Here is a 24611-nt window from a genome sequence, read left to right on the forward strand (position 1 = left end):
TTTATTATGTTCAAAAACTACCTAAAAATCGCCTGGCGTAATTTGTTGAAGAACAAGACATTTAGCCTTATTAATATCCTCGGGCTTGCACTTGGGATGGCTTGCAGCCTGTTTATCATGTTATGGGTACAGGATGAAATCAGGATGGACCGGTTTCATGAAAATGATGCCAGGCTTTATTCTGTCCTGGAAAATCAGTTTTACTCAGGCGCCATCAATACTTATGGGTCTACACCGGGGATACTGGCTGAAAACATTGTGAAGGACATTCCTGAGATTGAAATGGCGAGCCAGTTTCTCTGGGAGGAAGCACCCGTTTTCAAGGTTGGGAATGTATTTGACAATGAGAAAGGGCGCTATGTTCAAGGGGATTTCCTGAATATGTTTTCTTTTGATCTGGCTCAGGGCGATAAAAGAACTGCGCTCAACCGTCCGGATGGTGTGGTGATTTCTCAAAAAATAGTCGATAAGTATTTCAAAGGAATGGACCCGATGGGAAAAACCATTCGTATGGATAATAAGGATGATGTTATTGTGACTGGTATCCTGAAAGAAATACCTGCTGTATCTTCCTTAAAGTTTGATTTTCTGATGAGCTACGATCGATGGCTCAAAAACAATGACTGGGCAAAAGAATGGGGAAACAACGGTCCAAGATGTATGGTTTTGCTTTCTAAAAATACGACGGTTGAAAAAGTAAATGCTAAAATCAAAAACTACATTAAAACCAAAAATAAAGATAGCAATGTGGAGTTGTTCCTGGTCAATTATGGACAATCCTATCTTTATTCGAAATGGGATTCTGGCAAACAAAATGGCGGACGGATTGAATATGTGACGATGTTTACGATCGTAGCAATTTTCATTCTGATCATCGCCTGTATCAACTTTATGAACCTCGCCACTGCGCGGTCCGTGAAAAGAGCAAAGGAAGTTGGTCTCAGGAAAGTAGTTGGTGCTTACAAGTCCAGTCTGATCGGGCAGTTCATGGGTGAGTCGATCCTCATTACGTTTCTCGCACTATTATTCTCTCTAATAATCGTCGTTGCATTGATTCCCTCATTCAATACATTGACGGAAAAGCAATTAGCGCTGGATTTCCTTGATCCCGTTTTAATAGCATGGCTTTTGGGCCTCACCATTATCACCGGAACGGTTGCAGGAAGTTACCCTGCGATTTTCATGTCTTCGCTTAATCCGGTAACCATTTTAAAAGGCGCGTTAAAATTTAAGCCCAATGCTACCTATTTCCGTCAGGGACTGGTGGTTTTTCAGTTTGGACTGTCTATCCTTTTGATTCTGTCCATGATCGTCATTTATAGGCAGATCGAATTTATACAGCAAAAGAATCTTGGATTTTCGAAGGAGAACTTACTATACATTCCGGACATTGAGAAGGGAATGAGGACAAACTTCGAGTCTTTCAGGAATGCATTGGCAAATGAACCGGGCATTAAATCTGTAACCCAGTCCCAGGCTACGCCATTAAATTACGGAAGCTCCACGATGGGCGTCACCTGGCCGGGAAAAGATACTACCCAGCAATTACTTTTTAATTCCAATCCTGTCGGCTACGATTTTGTAAAAACAATGGGTATCCAATTATTAGACGGCCGCGATTTTAGTCCGGAATTCGGGACGGATACTTCCAATTATCTTGTTAATCAATCTGCTGCGAAGAAAATTGGCTACAAGGATCCGGTCGGAAAAGAACTGACGATGTGGGGAACAAAAGGAAAGATCATTGGTCTCATGAAAGACTTTCACATAGGGTCGCTGCACGTGGCGATCGAACCTTTAATCGTTAGGCTTCAACCTAAAAATGCGGTTTGGGGAGCAGCACTGATTCGCACCGAGGCAGGGAAAACTAAACAGGCTATTGCGAATATCGCGAAGATTTACCGCCAGTATAACCCAGGGTTACCATTTAAATATCATTTCGCGGATGAGGAATTTGGTAATCAGTATAAGGCTGAAAATGTAGTCAGCAAGCTTTCCAATTACTTTGCTTTTCTGGCTATTTTCATTTCTTGCTTGGGCTTATTTGGCCTTGCGGCATTCACTGCTGAGCAACGTACTAAGGAGATTGGCGTTCGTAAAGTGCTTGGGGCGAGTGTAGCAAATCTGGTAGGAATGTTATCAGCTGATTTTGTAAAGTTAGTATTCCTTTCAGCATTAATCGCATTCCCCGTCGCCTGGTATTTCCTGAAAAAATGGCTGGAGAAATATGCCTACCGCATTGAATTACAATGGTGGTACTTCGTCGCCGCAGGATTCGCAGCATTGATCATTGCTCTTTTCACGGTAAGTTTCCAGGCAGTGAAAGCGGCATTAATGAATCCGGTGAAGAGTTTGAAGAGTGAGTAAGTAAAAGCTAACTGCAAAAAAGTCATGTTCCAAAACTATCTCAAAATCGCCGTTCGTAATCTGACGAGAAACAAGGTTTTCTCGCTGATCAACATTGCCGGGTTGTCGCTTGGGCTAACCTGCTGCATGCTTATTGCTTTATATACAAAGGATGAAGTCAGTTTCGACCGGTTTCAGGTAAACCGGGACCAGCTGTACCGCATTAAGGTCACCGTTCCAGACGAAAAGGAAATGCGTACAATGGGCAGTACAAATGCGGTTCACGGGCCCGGTTTCAAACAGGAAATTCCCGAGATCAAAGCGTTTGTCAGGGCACAGACCAATTCTTTTGTCGTAAAAAAAGGAGCGGAGTTACTCAATGAAGACATTGTTTTTGCAGATGATAATTTCTTCACAGTTTTCTCGATGCCGCTGCTTTCCGGCGATCCTAAAACGGTGTTGTCGGACATTCACTCGATTGTATTGGCCGAACAACTGGCTAAAAAATATTTCAATACAAAAGATGCGGTAGGCAAAACGATTGAATTGAAAATCGGCGATGCTTTTGAGAGTTTTGTAGTATCAGGCGTCGCTAAAAAATGCCCTCAAAATTCATCGATCCAATTTACTGCTGTCCTCCCATTCAAATTTCAGGAAGCAAGAGGCTGGGTGGACAAGGAATGGCTTGGGTTTTACATGAATACATTTGTCCTGCTCAATGATAAAGCGGATTATCGTAAAGTAGCACCAAAAATGGACCGCGTTTTTGCGGACAAACTCCTGGAATCCGGTGTAAAAGATTTTAAGCATGACATTGCTTTTGACCTTCAGCCATTTAGCGAAGTCCATCTGGACAGTGAGCTGGGCGACCTCCGAAACGGCCTGGATCGCGGTAGCAGCCCGATTTATTCCTATATTCTCTCAGGTATTGCCATTTTCATTCTGATGATTGCTTGTATCAACTTTGTGAATCTAACAGTGGCCCGTTCACTGAGCCGTGCGAAAGAAATCGGGGTACGGAAAGTAGTAGGAAGTCTCCGCAAGCAATTGGTTTATCAATTTTTGGGAGAATCCTTTCTGCTGGCTTTTATAGCTTTTACATTGGCAATCGCATTAACGCAAGTTGTGTTGCCAACATTCAACGATCTTTCCAACAAGCAGTTGGCACTTTCGTATTTGCTCGATACCAATTTGGTGGCTGGATACTTCTTATTGTTTTTGTTCACCGGCTTCATTGCAGGTTTTTATCCTGCATTGATACTCTCAAGGTTTAGTCCAGTGCAGACGCTTTACAACCGGACGAGACTTACGCAAAAGAACTACCTGACCAAAGGTTTAGTCATTTTTCAGTTTGCGCTATCAGTCTGTCTGGTCATTGGTACCATTGTCATTTACTCCCAATTCAAATATTTAACCAACAAAAACCTGGGTTACAATGATAAGAATCTTCTGACTTTCAGTGTGGGAAGAGGCGGGAGTGTGGCTCTGGATGTAATCAAGCAGGAAATGGAAAACCTGGCGGGCGTTCAATCGGTCGGTGCATTCAACGGTAATTACAACGGGACAATGGCGAAAGTTGATAGAAAGGAGATCAGTTTTGGATACATTGGTGTGGACGACGATTTTCTGAAAACGCTGGATATTCCGGTTTTGAAAGGTCGTAATTTCTCCAAAAGTTTTCCATCGGATCCTACCCAATCGATTGTGGTCAATGAGGCTTTTTTAAGGGAGGCAGGCTGGAAAGATGGTGTGGGTAAGGAAGTTGATTTTGATTGGAAAAAACAAAAATTGAAAATCGTTGGTGTGATCCGCGATTATCATTTTGCTTCGCTGAAAGACACGATCAAGCCATTGGTACTAACACAGGATCCGGGATATAGTCTCAGTGGGATTTTTGCCAAGCTCAATTCAAAGGACATTCCAGCAACAGTGAGATCCATTGAGAAAATTTTCCGCAAGCAAATCAAACTAATGCCGTTTGAATATCAATTCGAAGATGAGAAGAACCTGAAAAGATATGAATCGGAAGCGAAATGGAAACAAATGATCACGCTGGCAGCCGTTTTATCCATCTTTGTTTCCTGCATTGGTTTGTTCGGTCTAGCCACTTTCAATGCCGAAAGCCGCATCAAAGAAATAGGTATCAGGAAGGTAATGGGCGCATCCATTGCAAGCATCACGGCATTGCTTTCTATGGATTTTGTCAAACTTGTTATCATTGCAATTATCGTGGCGTTACCTATATCCCATTATGCCGTGAATATCTGGCTGCAAGATTTCCCATACCGGATCGATTTGTCCTGGTGGTACTTCGCTGCCGCAGCAACCCTTGCCATTTCAATCGCACTAATGACAGTAGGTTTTCAAAGTATCAAAACGGCGATGGTAGATCCGGTTAAATCATTAAGATCGGAGTGATGGAGCAAAAGGAGGAAGGGGAGGAGGGAGGAAAGGGAGGATTTTTGTTCAGTAAACTCGCGCAGATCTCCCTTTTCCCTTTCTTCCCCTTCCTCCCTTTCCTCCCCTTCCTCCCCTTCCTCCTTCCTCCCCTTCATTCCCTTTTTTACCAACTTTCCCCTTTTTCCCATGTTTCGTAACTACCTCAAAATCGCATTTCGGACGCTTTGGAAGAATCGTCTTTTTACGGGTATCAATTTGCTCGGGCTTTCGCTGGGGCTTGCCAGTGCGGGCGTGCTGATCCTTTTCATCCAGCGGGGAATGACCTGGGATACCTTTCATAAGGACAACGACCAGATCTACTTTGTTCAAACGGAGGGGAAAGATGGCCGCTACAACCAGACGGTTCACCCGATTCTGGGCCAGCTCGTCAAAACTTACCCGGAAATTAAGACGGGTACCCATTTTCAGGGCTGGAACAATGTCTGGATCAATTACAAGGGGAAGGATATCCAGGGAAATACCAAATATGTCGATTCGAGTTTCTTTGATGTATTTTCTTTCAAACTCCGCTATGGCAATGCTGCCACTGCCTTGAAAAAGAGGGAGTCTATTTTGATCAACCAGGATATTTCTTTGGCGCTTTTCGGGGACAAGAATCCAGTTGGAGAAACCGTAGCGGTCAATGATACCCTTAATTTCACAGTGACTGGGGTCATCGATCAGGTTCCGGCGAATTCATCGGTACAATTTGAAGTGCTGATACCCATTGCTAATCTGGAGGCGGATAAAAATTTCGCAAGCGGCGCGGACTGGTACAATACCTTTTCGACGGTGTATTTGAAACTAACTAAGGGCGCAAACGTCGCAAAGCTGGAAAAGCAATTCCCGCAATTCGGGAAAGCACATTTTGGCTCAGAAGCTAAAAACAGGAAGCTACACGTGGTGCCGCTGACGGAATATATCCACCAGGAGAATCCGGCTTTTAAATGGATGATTTACGGCGCTACCGCCATTGCGGTATTTATTCTGCTCATTATCAGCATCAATCTGCTTAACCTGAACACGGCCATCGCTTTTACACGTGCCAAAGAAGTGGCCGTTCGCAAGGTAACAGGCTCCACATTGAAACAGATCCTGATCCAGTTCTGGACCGAGTCGGGGATTGTGCTGGTCGCATCGTTCATTTGCGCCATCATCATTGCCATTCTTTACCTTGTACCCCAATTCAATGAATTCCGGCAGGGGCGAATGCAACTCGTTTTGAGCTGGAAACAGGATTATGTAACGGTTCTGACATTGGCCGGGATTATCGGCCTGATCGCTGTTGTCGCTGGGACTTATCCGGCACTGCATCTCAATCGCCTGGATCTGAGAGATACCATCAAAGGAAAGCTGTCGGGAAAGACACAGTCGGGAAAGTGGACAAAAGGTACGCTAATCGTCATTCAGTTTGTAATTGCTTTCGGCTTGGTAATTGGGGCAATTACGGTGCGGAAACAGATCAGTTTCATGCGTACCGCCGATATGGGATTTGAAAAAGATGATGTTGTGGTGGTACCTTCTGACCTGCAATACAAGAATGAAGAGGCTGCCATGAGCCAGTTCAAACCGATCCTGGACGACCTGAACCGAGATTCCCGGGTGAAAAGTGTTGCAACTTCGGGAGTTGTGCCCACCAAATATTGGAGTAATTATAATATGTATCTGCCAGAGGGAGAAACGAATAAGGAAGTGCGTTTCAAACATGTCGGAGCAGGCGCGAGATATGCCGAGACTTATGGGATTAAAATGGTGGAAGGAAGGGATTTTTCTGATGATATTGATAAAAAAGGCGAGAATCACCCGGTTGTGATCAATGAATCTGCAATGAATGCGATGGGCTGGACAACGGCTGTGGGAAAACGGCTGAGACAAAAGAATAATCCCGAGACGTACACGGTGATTGGTGTGATGAAGGATTTTCATTATCAGGAACTGAAGGATAAGATAGAGCCGCTTTTGCATTGGTACGAACCGACTGGATTGAATGCATATTTGAGCATTAAACTGAATGATATTCACCAGGCAAAAAGTGTACTGGCCGGCTTAGAGGCAAAAATGAAGAAGATACCCGCCAGAAAGCCGTTCAACTCTTTTTACGTTTCAGATGAACTGAGCAGGCAGTACAACCATCTGGACGGCATCTGGAAAATGGTCAATTTCGTAACTATCCTGGCCATTATCATTGCCTTGGCCGGTATCTTCGGGTTGATTACTCTGGCGGCAAATCAGCGGACTAAGGAGGTGGGAATCAGGAAAGTGCTGGGTGCGAGTGTAGGCGAGATCGCATTTTTACTGGCGAAGGATTTCGTGATCTTGGTGCTGGTTTCGATCGTGATCGGTTTGCCAGTTGCTTACAGTTTTGAAGTCAGTTACCTCCAAAGCTATGATTATCATACGAATATCGATTGGTATATCTATGCCCTGGCTGGTATTGCCGCATTGGTTTTAACACTTTGCACCGTCGGTTTTCAAAGCGTCAAAGCCGCATTAATGGATCCGGTCAGGAGTTTGAAAAGTGAATGATGAGCTGAAACAGGCACTTAGCCACGCGGCCTGGCGCTCGGAAGAAATTGAATAGGAACTCCGGCTGTCAGCTACCGGCCACCGGCTTTTTCAAGATCTGTAATAAATTGACCTGAAAGTCGATCGCCGAAAGCCGACCGCTCTAAAATCAAACATCATTGTTGTATTTTTGAACTTACAGATATAAGTTTCTGAAAGTCCCCAAAAGTCAATAAAAAATGTCCGAAAACCTTTCCCCGGCTCAAAATGGCAATGCAGTAAATAATACCGGCTTCAGTCCCAACAGCAGTGCGGAAGGCGGGAGGCTTGCCAACAAGGATGGCAGGATAAATCTTCGAAAAACTGGCGTCCCGCTTTACGAACGCATCAGCCTTTACCATGCCCTGCTGCATATGGGCCATCTGACGTTCACTTTGACGGTCTTTGCGATCTACACCTGCCTGAACTTGTCCTTTGCAATGCTTTATTATTTCATCGGCATAGAAAACCTGCGGGGGACATCTTTGACCGGATCGTTTCTGGATGATTTTCTTCAGGCTTTCTTTTTCAGTTCCCAAACGTTAACCACCGTCGGATACGGTCACATAAGTCCGGTCGGTTTTGTCACGAATGTAATTGCATCGCTGGAATCATTCATTGGGATTATGTCATTCGCATTAGTAACTGGTATGTTCTACGCCAGGTTTTCGAGACCAAGTGCGTACATCCGATTTAGTCCCAATTTTTTGGTGGCACCTTTCAAAGGTGGAAAAGCATTGATGTTCCGGCTTGCGACTTATAAAAATAACCATCTTACCGACGCAGATGCACAGGTCACGATGGCTGTACACGTACAGGAAAATGGAAAAACGGTTACCAAGTTTTATCCGCTAACCCTCGAAATCAGCCACATCAATTCACTGGCATTGAGCTGGACGATCGTTCATCCGTTGGACGAGAAAAGTCCGTTGGCGGATTATACCAAACAGGATTTTATTGATTGTAAGATAGAAATGCTGATTACCATCAAGGCATTTGACGATCACTTCTCAAACACAGTCCAGCAACGAACTTCCTACACCCAAGATGAGATGGTTTACGGTGCGCGCTTTCTGCCGATGTATGCAAGGTCCGAGGATGGGAATTATACTAATCTAATGCTTGAAAAAATCAACCATTACGAAAAAGTTGATCTTGGGGAACACTAACATTTGCTACGAAACTTCCTGTTCGGAGGCGTACAAACGTGTCCGAAAGCGGACATGTTGAATGCTGAATGTTCTGCATAACCAACTGATATAGAACGGGTATCCGATCTGGTATAGGTTTAATATTCTCATTTTGTGAATATTGAATTTACTAACGGCCATGATCAAAAATTATCTAACAATCGCCCTTCGTAACCTTCTGAAAAACAAGGTTTACTCTTTCATCAACATTGTCGGATTAGCTGTCGGTATTGCCGTCGCTATGATGATCGGACTTTGGGTTTGGGACGAACTTTCTTACAACAAGTATCATAAAAACTATGACCGGGTTGTGCAGGCATGGATCAGCCAGACTTTCAACCAACAAACCGGAAGCGGGACGGCCGTTTCTATCCCTGCTGTTACGGAAATGGCGACCAAGTATTCGTCGGATTTCAAGTTCACGTCACTGGCATCCTGGAATTTCGGCCATTTGCTTGCAAACGGAGATAAAAAAATTAATAAATCGGGCATGTATGCGCAGCCTTCAATGCCTGAAATGCTATCATTAAAAATGATCCGTGGAGATTACAGTGCATTGAAAAGCCCAGGCTCCATTGTGATCTCGGAATCGCTCGCCAAATCGTTGTTTGGAAATGAAGATCCATTGAATAAGACCGTGAAACTTGACATCAAGAAAAATGTGAAAGTAACCGGCGTTTACGAGGACATTCCGTTTAATTCAAATTTTAATGAGCTGAATCTGCTACTACCATGGAGCGATTACCTTAATGCAGAGAGTTGGGTAAAAGACGCGCAGGACCAATGGGGTAACCATTCTTTTCAGTTTTTTGCGCAGGTTGCCGACAACGCTGAAATCGCGAAAGTTTCAAAAAAAATAAAGGATGTGGAGATGCCACACGCATTTTCAAAAACGGATAAGCCGCAGTATTTTTTGCATCCCATGAGCCGCTGGCATCTTTATTCCGATTTTAAAGACGGGAAAAATGTTGGTGGTGCAATTCAGTTTGTGTGGTTGTTCAGCATTATCGGGGTATTTGTATTGCTGCTCGCCTGTATCAATTTCATGAACCTGAGTACTGCCCGTTCCGAAAAACGTGCCAAGGAGGTAGGGATCAGGAAAGCAGTGGGATCTCTCAGGAGTCAGCTTGTTTTTCAATTTTTAAGTGAGTCATTTCTTGTGGTAAGCTTCGCGCTGATTCTCGCGGTTTTGCTTGTGGCTGTGTTACTTCCGGCTTTTAATGATCTTTCGGGAAAGCATGTGAAGTTCCCGTTCTTCTTTTACCAATTCTGGCTCGCGCTGGTTATCTTCTCCCTGTTTACGGGATTGATCGCTGGGAGCTATCCTGCATTTTATCTATCCTCTTTCAACCCATTGGCCGTTTTAAAAGGCACATTCAAAGTTGGGAAATGGTCGGCTGTGCCACGCAAAGTAATGGTGGTAATGCAGTTTACCGTGTCCATTACGCTTATCATCGGGACAATCATCGTATTTCAGCAGATCCAGCACGCCAAAAACAGGCCCGTTGGTTATGCCAGACAAGGGTTATTGCAAATTGATGTATCTCCCAATCTTTATGGTAAATACGATGTGCTCCGGGATGATTTATTAAAGTCAGGGGCAGTTTATGAAATGAGCCAGTCTTCAAGCCCTACGACCGGGATTTACTCCAACCAAATCGGTTTCGAATGGGATGGCATGGAGCCGGGATCTCTGCCTCTGTTTGGAACAATTGCCTGCAGCCACGATTTTGGCAAGTCTATCGGCTGGAAAATTATTAATGGCAGGGATTTTTCGAGAGACTTTTCGACCGATACTGCCGCTTTTGTATTGAATGAATCGGCTGTGAAACTGACAGGTATTAAAGATATCATTGGTAAAACCATCCGGTATAACAGCAAGCCGATGCAGGTGGTAGGTGTGATCAAGGATATGGTGATGCAGTCTCCTTATGAACCTGCGGTACCTACCGTTTTTATGATCAATTATGGGTGGGCCAATGTAATCAACGTGAAGCTGATGCCTGGTTCTCCTGTGGATAAGGCCCTGAAAAGGGTAGAAGCGGTTGTGAAGAAGCATGATCCTGATTCTCCTTTTGAATTCAAGTTTGCTGATGAACAGTATGAGGCCAAGTTCAGGGCCGAGGAGCGGGTTGGTAAGCTGGCGAGGGTCTTTGCCGTTCTGGCCATTTTCATTTCTTGTCTCGGCCTTTTTGGTCTGGCCGCTTACACAGCCGAACAACGGACGAAAGAAATTGGGATACGGAAGGCACTGGGCGCCAGCGTGGGACAGATGTGGGCGATGTTATCCAAAGAATTTGTTTATCTGGTGATTTTGTCGTGCGCCATCGCGTCGCCGATTGCACTCTACTTTTTAAGCGACTGGCTCAAAAAGTACGAGTATCACATTCAATTGAGTTGGGTGGTATTCGCTATTTCGGCCGTCACTGCCATCGTCATTACCTTGCTGACTGTAAGTTTTCAGGCAATTAAGGCTGCATTGATGAATCCTGTCAAATCCTTGAGAAGCGAATAATCGGCACAGATACCAATGATGGCAGTCCTATTAATTAAGCCAAAGTAACCACTCGTCGATTAATTTGCCTGTATCGTCTGCACATGTTTCCAGTTGGTAGATTGGGTTTAAAGTGATTTAAACTTGGGGCCGAAAACCTCCTCTAACCTACATTAACGAACAATTTAACATTAGGAAACATGAAAAAGACCATCTTGGCAATCGCAACAATCATAACACTCACAGTAGGAAATGGCTTCGCGCAACGCAACAACCGCCACGACATTCCGTCCGTAAATAATAGCCGCGTTGATAACACCGTGGAGGAATTACAGATTAATAGACTGGATCAGATTGTAGGATTGACCCGCAAGCAGGAAAACAAGATTAAGAAAATTGAAAACCAATATGACCGCCTGATCTCCCCAAATAGAAGGTACCACACGTATCAGGGAGCGCAGCGATTGGAGAGGCAGAAACAAAAAGAAATCCTTGATGTACTGACTCCCGCTCAACGCCAACGGTTATATGCATTTCAGCGTACCAACAACAAGCGTTATAATTGGAAAGGTTAATTTGTAATTAAACTTGCCAGGTCTTCAAGACTTGGCAAGTTTTTTAATATCCGGCAAGACTTGCGAAGTCTTCAAGCCTTAGCACGTCTACCAATTAAATCAAAAATCGGCCGTTCATCACTTAGCAAAAATTATTTCGCATAGTACCTTGTGTTGCAAAGTACCTTATTATACATTTGTACTACGGGTTTTTCAGTAGCCTAACAATACTGTCAATACAAGACAATCTCATTCAATTTCAGTTTTGCCACCAAGTTTTAAAAGAGACAAAATCTCTTGCTGGAGGCCTTATGCCTTTGAAATCTATTAGCCATCAAAAAATTTTCTCTATGAAATCTTTACTCCTAATTGTTTTAGCAATCCTGATTTCGGGGTTGTTATGTGTCAACACGTCATTTGGACAGTCTGCGGGCGGAGGAAGCCGCGTTGTGGGTATCATTGCGGACTCTGCCAGTAAAAAACCGATGGACTTCATCACAGTCAATCTTATGTTGAATAAAACCACCGCAGTGAAAGCGGATTTTAGCAAATCAGACGGATCATTTGCATTTAGTAACCTCAAACCTGCGAAATATGTAATTGTTTTTGTTGGCGTGGGATACAATACAAAAACGATGGAAATTGACCTGAGCGATAGTACCAAAACAGCGTTGAATCTAGGTACAATAGCGATCAGTTCCGCGACATTGGGATTAAAAGAGGTTACAGTTACGACGCTTAAACCCATTGTTAAACAAGAAATTGACCGTATTTCTTACGATATGCAGGCCGATCCGGAAAGCAAAGTGTACAGTGTTTTGGAAATGATGCGCAAGCTGCCTTTTATATCACTTGACGCAAGTGATAATATCTTTTTGAAAGGCAACGCAGACTTTAAAATCCTTATTAATGGTAAACCTTCCAGTATGATGGAAAGGAATTACCGCGAAGTTTTGAGAAGTATGCCTGCGTCCTCTATTGAACGTATTGAAGTGATCACGACGCCTCCCGCCAAGTATGATGCGGAGGGATTGGCAGGGATCATTAACATCATAACTCATAAGAACATTGATAACGGCTACAATGGTACGATCAATGTCAGCGAGCGGTTCCCAATCGGCGGGCCTGGCTTGGGCGGATCATTTTCAGCCAAGCTGGGAAAATTTGGAATGACTGTATTGGCTGGTGGAAACCAATATAAAACCCCGTCCACACGTAACAATGTGAGCAGGCAGACCAGGGGAGAACAACCCACCAGCATTTTTCAAATGGGTGAAGCGAAAGAGCGGAACATCAGCGGGTATATTGGTTATGAAGCTACGTATGAGCTGGATACATTGAATTTGGTCAGTGCCCAAATCAACTTCAACGGAAGCAATGGCACAACTTCCGGCTTTCAGTCTTCTGAGTTGAATGGTACCAGTGAAATACTGGAAAGATATTTTGTCAACAACAATAACCGTAACCGTGGCAATGGAATGGATGCCGCGCTAAATTATCAAAAGGGTTTCAAAGCCGACAAAAATCGGTTGCTGACATTCTCCTACCGGTATTTTGGTTTTAATAATAATCAAAATAATAAGCTGGACATTTCCGAGCGGATCAATTACGACATTCTGGATTACCGGCAGATCAATGACCAAAGCTTTTCGGAGCAGACTTTCCAGGTTGATTATGTGTATCCGATGAAAAAGCTTAACATCGAAGCGGGTTTGAAAGGCATCATGCGGGATAACAAGAGTGATTTTCAATACAGCTCACTCGATCCTGAAACCGGTGCATATGTGATCAATCCCGGTCTGAGTAACCGGTTTAACAATACGCAGAATGTTTTCGGGGCCTACAATACGTATCAATACAATTTCAAAACATGGGGTATCAAAGCCGGTGCCAGGATTGAGCAAACGATTGTGAACGCTGACTTCATCTCAACCGATTCGAAAGTAAAGCAAAATTACTTTAACGTGATTCCTTCGGTATCCGTCAACCGGAAATTGAAAAATGATGCGGGACTGAATTTTGGATATGCCCAGCGCATTCAGCGCCCGGGGATTTACCAGCTCAATCCCTTTATCGACCGTTCTAACCCCAGTTTCGAAAGAACCGGTAACCCTGGCTTACGTCCTGCTCTGGTGAATGATCTACAATTGGGTTTTAGCAAATCGAAAAAAGCTTCTGTGAACTTTGGTGTCGGATTCACCCATTTCAGGGACCTCATTTTTCAAGTAGCTGTTTACAATCCCGAAACGAACATTACAAGGACTACCTTCGGAAACACAGGCATGGCGCGTTTGATCATGGCCAACCTGAATGTAAATTACCCGATCACTAAAAAGTGGAATTTTAGCATCAATTCCAGGGTTGCGCATGGTAAAGTGCGGGGTATTGTGAACGGGGTAGAAGTTACCAACAGCGGCATCATGCACCAAATCGCAGTGTCAACGGGATATAAATTGGAAAAAGACTGGCGGGTTAATGCAAACCTGAATGCTAACGGCCGTGGAATCAACTTACAGGGAAGCTCTAACGCTATGATCAGCTCTTCATTTAGCATCAGCAAGGATATTGTAAAGGACAAGCTCACCTTTTCTGCCGCTGCGAATAATCCCTTCACCAAGTTCAGGAAATTCGAAAGGCTAACCTCAGGTCCTGATTTCAGTCAGATTGATTACAGACGGGATTACTTCCGCTCATTCAATCTGAGCCTCAACTACAAATTTGGCAAACTAAAGGAAGCGATTAAAAAGAACAAAAGAGGTATCCGCAATGACGACGTGCAAAGCGGGAATTAGGTAATTACGATTCCTGACGATAATTCATTTGCACAAACCTGTCCATTAGTATCCAACAACGTTGTCCGATACTAATGGACAAAATTGCTCTGAACAAAAACTGTCCGATTTTGAACGGTAATTTGTTGTTAACTGACTGAATTTAAGTTGGTTAACATTTTGGCATAAATTTGTTAAACAAAGACCTATGCTTAGAAACTATCTCAACATAGCGTTTCGCAGTCTTTGGAAATACAAGACGAATTCTTTTGTAAGCATTTCAGGCCTGGCGATTGGCATTGGTTGCTTTCTGCTCTTGGCGACTTATATCCTGCATGAAGTACGATATGATCGTTTTCAGGAAAATGGCGAAAAAATAGTCCGGGTTAATTTATTCTACCAATCCGGAGAAGGCGTGCCGGAATATTTAGCAATCACGCCTACCGCGGTTGCACCTGTTTTTTCGAGGGAATTTGAGGAAGTAAAAAGTGCTGTCCGGCTCTATGCGCTCAGCGTACACGGCGCAGTGCCGGTTCAATACAAAAACCAGTTTTACAACGAGAAGCAGGTAATCTTTGCCGACTCTTCTTTCTTCCAAATATTCACTTTTCCATTTGTCGAAGGAGATCCGTTAACGGCCCTTTCGCAGCCTAACTCTGTTGTGGTGGATCAAACTACTGCCAGAAAATATTTCGGTAATGGAAGTGCATTGGGCAAATCCATTAGAATGAGCGAGAAATATACCATGCTGATTACCGGCGTGGTGAAAAATGTGCCGTCTTACTCTCACATTAAATTCAATTGGCTGGCCAGTTACAGCACCTTACCGCGTTCTAAAACCGAAGCTTTCGATTCTGCCAACGATTATACCTATCTCCTGCTTCGGCCCAACGCTTCTGTGAAAGCATTGCAGGCAAAGGTTGATGGTTTTACGGCTAAAAACCTGAATGATCCGCAAAATCCTTCATCCAAAGTAAGGCTGGAACTGGAAGCTTTTCATGATATCCATCTCTACTCCAAAGCGGGCAGCGGCCTGGAGGCCGCTGGCGATTACAAATACATATATGTCCTTGCGGGCGTTGCTTTTTTGATCCTTCTTATTGCCTGCATCAATTTTGTGAACCTGGTAACCGCGCGGTCCGCCATCCGAGCGCGGGAAGTTGGTGTACGCAAAGTAATGGGTGCGGTGCGAATGCAATTATTCCGGCAACATCTCTTCGAAAGTGCCATTATCACTGTTGCAGCGACCATTTTAGGTGTTTTAATCGCCATCATTTGCCTTCCCGCGTTAAGCGTATTGACGGGCAATGTCCTCGATCTGGCAGTTTGGCCTGGCTACTCGTTTACATGGGTGTTAACATTGCTGATGATTTTGGTAACCCTTTTATCCGGAGCTTACCCGGCCGCGGTACTCTCACGTTTTGAGCCGATCCGGGTTTTAAAAGGAAGCATGTTGTCGGCGTCGGGTGGGGGAGGATTGCGGAGTTTTCTGGTAGTCCTTCAATTTTCAATCTCCATGCTATTTATCATCGCCACGATCATAGCGAACCAGCAGCTTTATTATATCCAGCATAAAAATCTTGGCTTAAACCCTTCACAGATCATTGTGATGGACCTCAACTCGGGAATCGCGGCAGGCAAACTGGCGACGATTAAAGCGGAATTGCTGGGTAATGCGAAGGTCAAGTCCGTGACGGCATCTTATGATTCTCCGTTGAATGTTCAGGGCGGTTACTTCATAGCCGCAAATGACAAGCCGGAAAATGCAGGCATGAACATTACCGCCATTCCAGTCGAAAAGGATTTCGTACCTGCTATTGGGATGAAACTGGTTGCAGGAGAGAACTTCAATGATACCGATATTCTTCAGGCTACCAAAGATAGCTTCCAACTACGGTCTTATGCGTTTATTCTGAACGAATCGGCAGTGAAAGCATTGGGCTGGACTCCCGCCCAAGCCATCGGAAAGGGTGTGAATATGAACGGCAGGCGCGGAAAAATAAAAGGTGTAGCGCAAAATTTTCATTTTAGGTCATTGCACGAGAAGATCGGCGCGATAGCCATTATTCCTGAATACGATTATTTTGGTAAAATAATGGTGAAGGTTTCGGGCAATGATGCGGCCGAAGCTATCGAAGTTCTTAGGAAGACCTGGAAGGAAAATTATCCTTTGCGTCCATTTGAATACCACTTTCTGGATCAGGAATTTGACGAAATTTATAAGGCGGAGAATAAGATTTCTGCGGTACTCAAAATATTTTCGGCCATTACGGTACTGATTTCCTGCCTCGGATTATTTGCCCTGATTGCTTTTATCGCCCATCAGCGCACCAAAGAAATTGGCGTCAGAAAAGTGCTTGGCGCTTCAGTCGCCAGCATCGTCATGCTGCTTTCAAAGGATTTCCTGAAACTAATCATGATAGCCATTGTCCTGGCCTCGCCTGTTGCGTGGTATTTTATGAGCAATTGGCTTAAAGACTTCGCCTACCGAATTCAAATTGACATCTGGGTTTTTGCATTGGCAGCTTTGATCGCCATGATGATCACATTGTTGACGATCAGCTTCCAAAGCATCAAAGCAGCACTGGCCGATCCGGTGAAGTCATTGAGGAGCGAGTAAGCTAAAAGCTTAAAAGCAGAAAGCCAAGAAAACTAACCGCCAAAACCGCCATGTTAAAAAGCTATCTAAAAATCGCACTTCGGACCTTGCTAAAACACAAGGCATTCAGTTTTATCAATATTGCCGGTGTTGCCATTGGTCTTACCTGCTTTTTGTTGTTGGCTCTTTATGTGAAAGATGAGTTGAGCTACGACCGGCATCATCAGAATGCCGATCGCATTTATCGTCTGGCGAGGACCTTCCTTTCCAAGGATGGAACCGAATCTTTGCGTTTGGGGCACGCGGCCCCGCCATTTGGACCGCTTATTCAGCAAGATTTTCCTGAGGTTGAGCAGGTTGTGCGGCTTTTGGATGCCAGTGCATTGGTTAAGTATGGCGACAAACTTTTCAATGAGGAGAATATGTTCGCCGCAGAAAAGAACATCTTTAAAGTCTTCACTTTCAAAGTAGAGCAGGGGAATCCAGATAAAGCGCTGGAAAACCCTTTCTCGATCATGTTTTCAAAGCCTATGGCTGAGAAATATTTTGGGAGAGAAGATCCGATCGGTAAGGTCGTCAGGCTGGACAATCAACTTGATTATACCGTTACAGGTGTTTTTGAACCACTTCCGGCGCAATCTCACTTTCACCCTAACTTTCTGGTTTCATTTTCAACTTTGAATGATGATAGGGTTTATGGTGCTGAAGGACTAAGAAGCAATTGGGGTAACAATTCATTTTCTACTTTTTTGCTTCTGCCCAAAGGATACGACCCACAAAAGCTGACAAAAGCATTTCCAGCATTCCAAAACAGGCACATTGAGAAGGATGCATCCAAATATTCGGTTTTGAATTTGATGAAACTAACGGATATACACCTCTATTCACACCTGGATTCTGAAATGGAGGCCAATGGGGATATTCAATATGTATACCTGTTTTCGGCCATTGCTTTATTTATCCTGATCATTGCCTGTATCAATTACATGAACCTGGCGACCGCAAAATCGGCAACCCGTGCTAAAGAAGTCGGGATGCGGAAAGTAATTGGCGCAGTTCGTTCCCAGCTGATCAATCAGTTTTTAAGCGAATCGGTATTATTGGTATTAGTTTCCGTCGTAATCGCGATCGTTCTGGTCGTGTTATGCTTACCCGCATTGAACAACTTTACACAAAAAGAATTGACAGTCCGCGCGTTGCTGGATCCTGTTTTTCTATCCGTTTTAATTGGGATAACCCTCTTTACGGGCGTGATCGCAGGTAGCTATCCTGCTTTTTTCATGACATCTTTTCAACCAATTGCCGTCTTGAAAGGCAAAATTGCCTCTGCATTGAAGAATGGAAAATTAAGACAAATATTGGTTGTCGCGCAGTTTGCCATTGCGGTCGTGCTCATTATCAGTACCACGGTGGTTTACAATCAAATGCGCTACATTAGGAATTATAAGTTAGGTTATTCCAAGGATCAGGTCGTTGTGTTTAGCATGGCCGACGATTCAGCTACCAATTTTGAAAGCGTCAGAGACCGGTTAAAGGAAAATATAAATATTAAGGAGGTTGGCCGTTCCTCACGTATTCCTTCGGGACGCCTGCTGGATTCCCAGGAAGCTTTTGTCATGAAGGGTGATTCCCTCGCCTCAGCTGACATTATCATCAAATTCCTGGCTATCGACGAGGATTTCATCCCGGCATATCAAATTAAAATGGCTGCCGGCCGGAATCTTTCCAGAGATTTTACGACCGACAAAACTTCCGGTTTTATCCTGAACGAAACAGCAGTCAAACTTTTGGGTTGGAAAACTCCCGGAGAAGCCATTGGTGCCAGGTTCGGATATGCTGATGCGCGTGGACAGATTATCGGTGTCACCAAAGATTATCATTTCGAATCATTACATCAGAAAGTAGCGCCTATTGCTATGTACTACCAGTCCGGAAGCCTGAGAAGGGTTTCCGTCCATGTGGCAGGCGGCAATCTCAAACAAGCCATCAGCCACATTGAGTCTGTCTGGAACGAGCGGTTTCCGCAAACGCCTTTTCAATACGAATTCCTGGATCAGCGTTTCGGGAAATTGTATGCAACGGAGCAAACTCAGCAAATGCTTTTCGGAATTTTCGCATGCATAGCCATCTTCATATCTTGCCTGGGGTTGCTTGGTCTGTCAATGTTTATGGCTGAGCTTCGTACCAAAGAAATTGGCGTTAGAAAAGTTTTAGGTGCGTCTGTTGGAAGTATTGTCACATTATTATCTCAGGATTTTTTGAAACTGGTACTTATTGCAATCGTGATCGCATCCCCCATTGCCTGGTACGGTATGCACACCTGGTTGCAGGACTTTGCATATCATACCGAAATCAATTGGTGGGTTTTTGGCCTGGCGGGAATCATTTCCATTGCCATCGCCCTGTTTACAATCAGCTTCCAAAGTATTAAAGCAGCATTGATGAATCCGGTGAGGTCGCTGAAATCAGAGTAGGGGTTAAAAAGGAGGAGGGAGGAAAGGGAGAAAGAGGAGAAAGTCAAAGAATTACTAATCTCCCTCCCTTCCTCCCTTCCTCCCTTCCTCCCTTTCCTTCCAAACCTATTTACCTTTAATCTTTTACCATGTTCAAGAACCACCTAAAAATCGCTTTCCGAACTTTGCTTCGCTATCGGAATTACACCATCCTGAATGTCCTTGGCCTTTCTGTGGGCGTGGCGGCGTGTTTGCTTTTGTATGTCGTTTATACGTATGAGTCTGGTTTTGATACATTTCATAAAAACTACGACCAGATTTACCGGATTGCCAGAAAGACGGAATTTCTAACCGGGCAGATCGACTATACGCCAGGCAATCCACTCCCATACGAGGCTGCTTTGAAAGTGGATATCCCGCAAATGGGTACCATCGTACCCGTTTATGGTACCCTTGATCCACAGGTAACGGTCCTGGGAAAAGATGCGGACAGCCAGACAACGGATAAGAAATTTAAAGAGGAAGATGAAGGAATAGCTACCGTCCCGGAATTTTTCGATCTGTTTGATTACGCTTGGTTAACCGGTTCAAAATCAGTTTTGAAAGAACCGAATGTGATCGTACTGTCTCAAAGAAAAGCTGAGAAATACTTTGGTAAATGGCAGGATGCGGTAGGGCAGTATTTGAAGATCAACAACAAAACGATCATGAAAGTAGGTGGCATTTTGGAAAACCCGCCGCTGAATACAGATATGCCTGTTGATATTGTGGTGTCTTACGAAAGCAAACGGAAACAGCCGCTATCATTCGGTTGGGGAGGTTTCGATAATTGGGGCAGTACCAGCAGTAATGATCAGCTTTTTGTTCTTTTGCCAAAAAATGTTTCTGTAAAAACCATTGAAAATCAATTCCCGGGTTTCATCACGAAACACTATAAAGATGAAAAAAGCAACTCCAAAGTCTCGCAATTCCTAACTCCTTTATCCGAGCAACATTACGATGGCAGGCTCAACAATTTTACCGGGCACAGCATCAGCAGAGGCGTACTTTGGACACTGGTCGTGATCGGCATCCTGATCATTTCCATGGCGTGCATCAATTTTATTAATCTCGCAACCGTACAGTCGGCCCGCCGATCCAGAGAAGTCGGTGTCAGAAAGGTTTTGGGCAGTAGCCGTCCCGAGCTCATCAGCCAGTTTTTAAGTGAAACAGTTTTAATTGTGGGGTTATCAGTGGCACTTGGTATTGTCATAGCGATATTAAGTATGCCACTCCTGAGTCTTATTTCAGAGGTTCCGGCTGAATTGCCGGTCATAAGTAATCCCGAAATATGGCTGTTTGTGCTAGCTTTATCACTTTTGGTCAGCTTTGTTGCCGGCTTTTATCCAGCCATCGTCATGTCAGGTTTCCAGCCGATCGAAGCGATCAAAAGCAGGGTGGCTAACAGGTCGCTTGGAGGTGTTTCGTTGCAAAAGCTATTGATTGTCTTGCAATTCGGGGTTTCGCAGATACTAGTCGTTGGTACCATTGTAACGGTAACCCAGATGGATTTTGTGAGCAAGCTCGATCTGGGATTTGTCAAAGAAGGCGTCTACTCCGTTAACCTTGACGAGGCCTATACTAGCCGGTTCCAATCCTTTAAAAATGAGCTTTTACAAAATCCCGACATTCAATCCGTCAGCTTTTCTTCCGATGTGCCATCTTCGAGCAATAACTGGTCGAGCAACTTCGCTTTTGGGAATAAGGGCACGGATGAAGATTTTCAGATCTCCAATAAATTCGCCGACCAGGACTATTTCGAAACTTTCGGATTGCAGTTTGCCGCAGGTAAGGCCTACGAAAGGGGCGATTCTACCGGCTCTTGCGTGGTGAATGAAACATTCCTCAGGAAAGTCGGCATTAAAGATCCGAAGCAGGGGGTAGGTATGAATGTCAAGATTGGGGGTGGAAAATGGCAACCGATTGTAGGTGTCGTCAAAGATTTCAAGGACCATTCTGCCCGTGAGGCAATCGCACCGATTATGATCATTCCTGGGCCGCAGTATTACTGGCAGGGAGGTATTAAAATCCGCACAGGCAACATTTCAAAAGCAGTCGAAAGCATTGAAAAAGCCTATGCAAGTGTGTTTCCGGAAGTCGCGATCCAAGGTAAATTCTTCGACACAAGTATCGAGGATTTTTACAAGCAGGAGCGCCAGATAACCTTATTATATCAAATTTTCGCAGGTCTGTCCATTTTCATTGCATGTCTCGGACTTTTCGGCCTGGCAACATTTATGGCACAGCAGCGCATGAAAGAGATTGGTGTAAGAAAAGTGTTGGGCGCATCCGTAGCAGGCATTGTAGGACTCCTTTCCAAAGATTTTCTCATTCTGGTATTCATCGCAATCCTGCTGGCATCACCGGTAGCCTGGTATTTAATGGATAAATGGTTACAGGATTTTGAGTATAAAGTTGCCATCAGCTGGTGGATGTTCGCCTCTGGTGCAGCCATGGCCATCTTTATCGCTTTCGCAACAGTAAGTTTCCAAAGCATCAAAGCAGCACTGATGAACCCGGTGAAGTCGCTGAGGTCGGAATAAGGGGAGGGAAAGGAGGAAGGGGAGGAAGGGGAGGAAGGGGAGTAAGGGGATGAAGGTTTTTTTTAAGGTCTTCTCTTTTAACAGTTCCTCTCTCCTCCCTTTCCTTCCTCCTCCCTTTCCTTCCTCCTCCCTTTCCTTCCTCCTCCCTTTCCTCCATTAACCTTGTCACCCTTTAAAATACCACATACTATGCTTCTAAATTATTTTAAAATCGCATTTCGTAATCTGACTAAAAATGCAACTTACTCCCTGATCAACATTGTTGGTCTGGCTTTGGGGATGGCGGTTTCGGCGTTGATTTTTTTGTTTGTGATGCACGAACTGAGCTATGATCGGTTTCACAGCAATCATCAGCGCATTTTCAGAATTACCGGTCAAGCCAAAATTGGAGAGAATGATTTGAAACTGGCCGCATTTCCTACCGCGTTTGGACCGGCCATCAAGGCAGGAAATGCTGGCGTGGTGGACTATGTTAGGCTAATGCAGGCTCACGGCAAGGCAGTTATCAAGAATCCTGAAAAACCAACAGAAATGTTCTTTGAAGAGCATTTCCTATATGCGGATTCTTCAATTTTTAAAGTCTTTTCCTTTAAATTAAAAGAAGGAAATCCTGATCAGGCTTTAGATAAGCCTAACAGCGTAGTCATTTCGGAGACAATTGCCGAAAAATACTTTGGAAGTGATGACCCGGTCGGCAAGACATTAATATACGACGGAGGGAAAATACTGCAAGTCACCGGTGTTGCAGAAAACACGCCCTCTAATTCCTCCCTGAATTTTGACTTTCTGGTGCCCATTGATGCGTTCCCATTCTTGAATGGTGTAGACAAAGCTAAATGGGCCGCGGGTGGGAATTTCAATACTTACCTGTTGTTGAATTCTGAAAAAAATGTTGCGAGCGTCGAGAACACAATCAACAAGGTCGAGAAAGAAAAAAGGAGCATAGCTGAGCAGACCACTTATTCACTTGAAAATTTAACAACTATACATCTGGGGAATAATGCCAAGGATCCAGGAAATACGAAGCTGATCTATATTTTTGCCGGGATCGCGGTGTTGATTTTGTCTCTTGCGCTGTTTAACTACATGAGTTTGACGACTGCCCGTGCAACCGTGCGTGCCAAGGAGGTCGGCGTACGGAAAGTGATTGGCTCGGGAAGAAAAGGGCTTGTACAGCAATTTTACGCCGAGTCGGTACTGGTATGCATTCTTGCTTTCTTACTTGCTTTTGTGTTGGTTGAAATTTTGCGTAATTCATTTTATGAATTACTCGATCTCCGGATAGACATCTCGTTCCTTCTATCGCCCACATTTCTTGGGTTTCTAGCGACGCTTTTCTGCATAACCGTGCTTGTGGCCGGAAGTTACCCAGCCATGATACTTTCGGGCTTTGCGCCTTTGGATGTTCTCAAAGGACGTTTTGCTGGTGGTCAAAAGGGAGCAGGGATCAGGAAAATGTTTATGGTATTTCAATTCACAGTTTCCATAGCACTTATTGTGTGCAGCCTTGTAGTTAAGAATCAGGTCACTTATATGCAAAACAAGAAGCTCGGCTTGCAAAAGGATCAGGTTTTATCCATTCCGTTGACAGAGAATGCTTCAAGAAGCTTGTTTACATTAAGAGATGAAATTGCAGGCCAGGTGGGTGTACAAAGTGCCTCTATTGCAAGCAGCGGACTTTTTGAAGGCTATAACATTTGGTTTCTCAAAAGTCCGGGTACAATGAAGGATGTCAGTTTAGTGAATTATGTCACTGATGAATATTTTGTAAAAACATTGGGATTGGAATGGAAAATTGCCCCAGTACCCGGGACATTTAAAAGTCGCAGTCACATGTTTCTTAATGAGGTAGCTGTGAAGGAATTAGGTATTCAAAAAAATCCGATTGGTAAGACTGTCCCAGAAATGGAAGAAGTTGCCGGAGTTTTGAAGAACTTTCACTTTACTTCCCCACAGGACGGTATCAAGCCTATGGGACTGATTGTTGCGAACGATACCACAAACTTTGGTAAATCATTCGGTTCTAACGGGATACTTTACACACGCCTAGATCCAAGGACAGATACAAAAGAAAAGGTAAAGGCCATAGGTGAGATATTTGCAAAATACTATCCTGAAAAGCCTTTCGAGTACTATTTTCTTGACGATGCTTTTAATAAGACTTTTAAAACAGAAATCAGAATGTCAAAAATGTTCGCTGTCTTCACTGCTTTGGCGATTTTCATTGCCGGCATGGGGCTTTTTGGTCTGGTAACATTCACCGCCGAAAACAGAACAAAGGAAATTGGTATCAGAAAAGTTTTGGGCGCCTCAGTGGCTGGGATAGTAGCGTTGCTTTCCAAAGATTTTGTAAAGTTGATATGCATTTCAATCATCATTGCGCTTCCCGTGTCCCGTTATTTTATGGACAAATGGTTGCAAGATTTCACTTACCGCATACAGATTTCTGTTTGGGTTTATCTTTTTGCCAGCATTGGCACAATCGCTATTGCCATAATAACCATCAGTTTCCAAAGCATCAAAGCAGCACTGATGAACCCGGTGAAGTCGCTGAGGAGTGAGTAGGACTTCGAAAGCCTTGTTCCACAAACATTGCGAAGCGAATCGCGAGTACTGGATTAAAATCGGGTTAAATGTTT

General features: G+C 44.1%; 11 protein-coding genes. All 11 read left to right on the top strand.

Going from position 1 to position 24611, the window contains the following annotated elements; translation table 11 throughout:
* The first annotated feature begins 6 nt into the window (after positions 1-6).
* The 11 genes from FHS68_RS04790 (at position 7) to FHS68_RS04840 (ending at position 24537) form a co-directional block, all read left to right on the top strand.
* Complete coding sequence (locus FHS68_RS04790; RefSeq protein WP_167267703.1) at positions 7-2367, top strand: ABC transporter permease; 2361 nt, start codon at positions 7-9, stop codon at positions 2365-2367.
* Positions 2368-2391: 24 nt separating this feature from the next.
* A complete protein-coding gene (locus FHS68_RS04795; protein WP_167267705.1) occupies positions 2392-4764 on the top strand; it encodes an ABC transporter permease in 2373 nt (790 codons plus the stop codon).
* 168 nt (positions 4765-4932) lie between these two features.
* Positions 4933-7311: an ABC transporter permease gene (locus tag FHS68_RS04800; RefSeq protein ID WP_167267707.1), complete on the top strand. Its 2379-nt coding sequence runs from the start codon at positions 4933-4935 to the stop codon at positions 7309-7311.
* A 218-nt stretch (positions 7312-7529) separates the two neighbouring features.
* Positions 7530-8498, top strand: coding sequence for an ion channel (locus FHS68_RS04805; protein WP_167267709.1), 969 nt, complete (start codon positions 7530-7532; stop codon positions 8496-8498).
* Between the two features lie 160 nt (positions 8499-8658).
* A complete protein-coding gene (locus FHS68_RS04810; RefSeq protein ID WP_167267711.1) occupies positions 8659-11034 on the top strand; it encodes an ABC transporter permease in 2376 nt (791 codons plus the stop codon).
* Positions 11035-11213: 179 nt separating this feature from the next.
* Positions 11214-11588, top strand: coding sequence for a hypothetical protein (locus FHS68_RS04815; protein WP_167267713.1), 375 nt, complete (start codon positions 11214-11216; stop codon positions 11586-11588).
* 329 nt (positions 11589-11917) lie between these two features.
* Positions 11918-14359 carry an outer membrane beta-barrel protein gene (locus FHS68_RS04820; protein WP_167267715.1) on the top strand — a complete coding sequence of 814 codons (2442 nt, stop codon included), beginning with the start codon at positions 11918-11920 and terminating at the stop codon, positions 14357-14359.
* 187 nt (positions 14360-14546) lie between these two features.
* Entirely contained in the window at positions 14547-16958 is a 2412-nt protein-coding gene (locus FHS68_RS04825) for an ABC transporter permease (RefSeq protein WP_167267717.1), read from the top strand.
* A 50-nt stretch (positions 16959-17008) separates the two neighbouring features.
* Positions 17009-19411: an ABC transporter permease gene (locus FHS68_RS04830; protein ID WP_167267719.1), complete on the top strand. Its 2403-nt coding sequence runs from the start codon at positions 17009-17011 to the stop codon at positions 19409-19411.
* 128 nt (positions 19412-19539) lie between these two features.
* Positions 19540-21972, top strand: a complete 2433-nt coding sequence (locus tag FHS68_RS04835) for an ABC transporter permease (RefSeq protein WP_167267721.1) — start codon at positions 19540-19542, stop codon at positions 21970-21972.
* A 189-nt stretch (positions 21973-22161) separates the two neighbouring features.
* Positions 22162-24537, top strand: a complete 2376-nt coding sequence (locus FHS68_RS04840; RefSeq protein WP_167267723.1) for an ABC transporter permease — start codon at positions 22162-22164, stop codon at positions 24535-24537.
* Positions 24538-24611: the final 74 nt, after the last annotated feature.

The sequence above is a fragment of the Dyadobacter arcticus genome (genome assembly GCF_011762185.1).
GTDB classification, from domain to species: domain Bacteria; phylum Bacteroidota; class Bacteroidia; order Cytophagales; family Spirosomataceae; genus Dyadobacter; species Dyadobacter arcticus.

What these genes read in the sequence shown, in the direction of transcription:
- FHS68_RS04790 (WP_167267703.1), top strand. Translation starts at nt 7, where the DNA reads ATGTTCAAAAACTACCTAAAAATCGCCTGGCGTAATTTGTTGAAGAAC.
- FHS68_RS04795 (WP_167267705.1), top strand. Translation starts at nt 2,392, where the DNA reads ATGTTCCAAAACTATCTCAAAATCGCCGTTCGTAATCTGACGAGAAAC.
- FHS68_RS04800 (WP_167267707.1), top strand. Translation starts at nt 4,933, where the DNA reads ATGTTTCGTAACTACCTCAAAATCGCATTTCGGACGCTTTGGAAGAAT.
- FHS68_RS04805 (WP_167267709.1), top strand. Translation starts at nt 7,530, where the DNA reads ATGTCCGAAAACCTTTCCCCGGCTCAAAATGGCAATGCAGTAAATAAT.
- FHS68_RS04810 (WP_167267711.1), top strand. Translation starts at nt 8,659, where the DNA reads ATGATCAAAAATTATCTAACAATCGCCCTTCGTAACCTTCTGAAAAAC.
- FHS68_RS04815 (WP_167267713.1), top strand. Translation starts at nt 11,214, where the DNA reads ATGAAAAAGACCATCTTGGCAATCGCAACAATCATAACACTCACAGTA.
- FHS68_RS04820 (WP_167267715.1), top strand. Translation starts at nt 11,918, where the DNA reads ATGAAATCTTTACTCCTAATTGTTTTAGCAATCCTGATTTCGGGGTTG.
- FHS68_RS04825 (WP_167267717.1), top strand. Translation starts at nt 14,547, where the DNA reads ATGCTTAGAAACTATCTCAACATAGCGTTTCGCAGTCTTTGGAAATAC.
- FHS68_RS04830 (WP_167267719.1), top strand. Translation starts at nt 17,009, where the DNA reads ATGTTAAAAAGCTATCTAAAAATCGCACTTCGGACCTTGCTAAAACAC.
- FHS68_RS04835 (WP_167267721.1), top strand. Translation starts at nt 19,540, where the DNA reads ATGTTCAAGAACCACCTAAAAATCGCTTTCCGAACTTTGCTTCGCTAT.
- FHS68_RS04840 (WP_167267723.1), top strand. Translation starts at nt 22,162, where the DNA reads ATGCTTCTAAATTATTTTAAAATCGCATTTCGTAATCTGACTAAAAAT.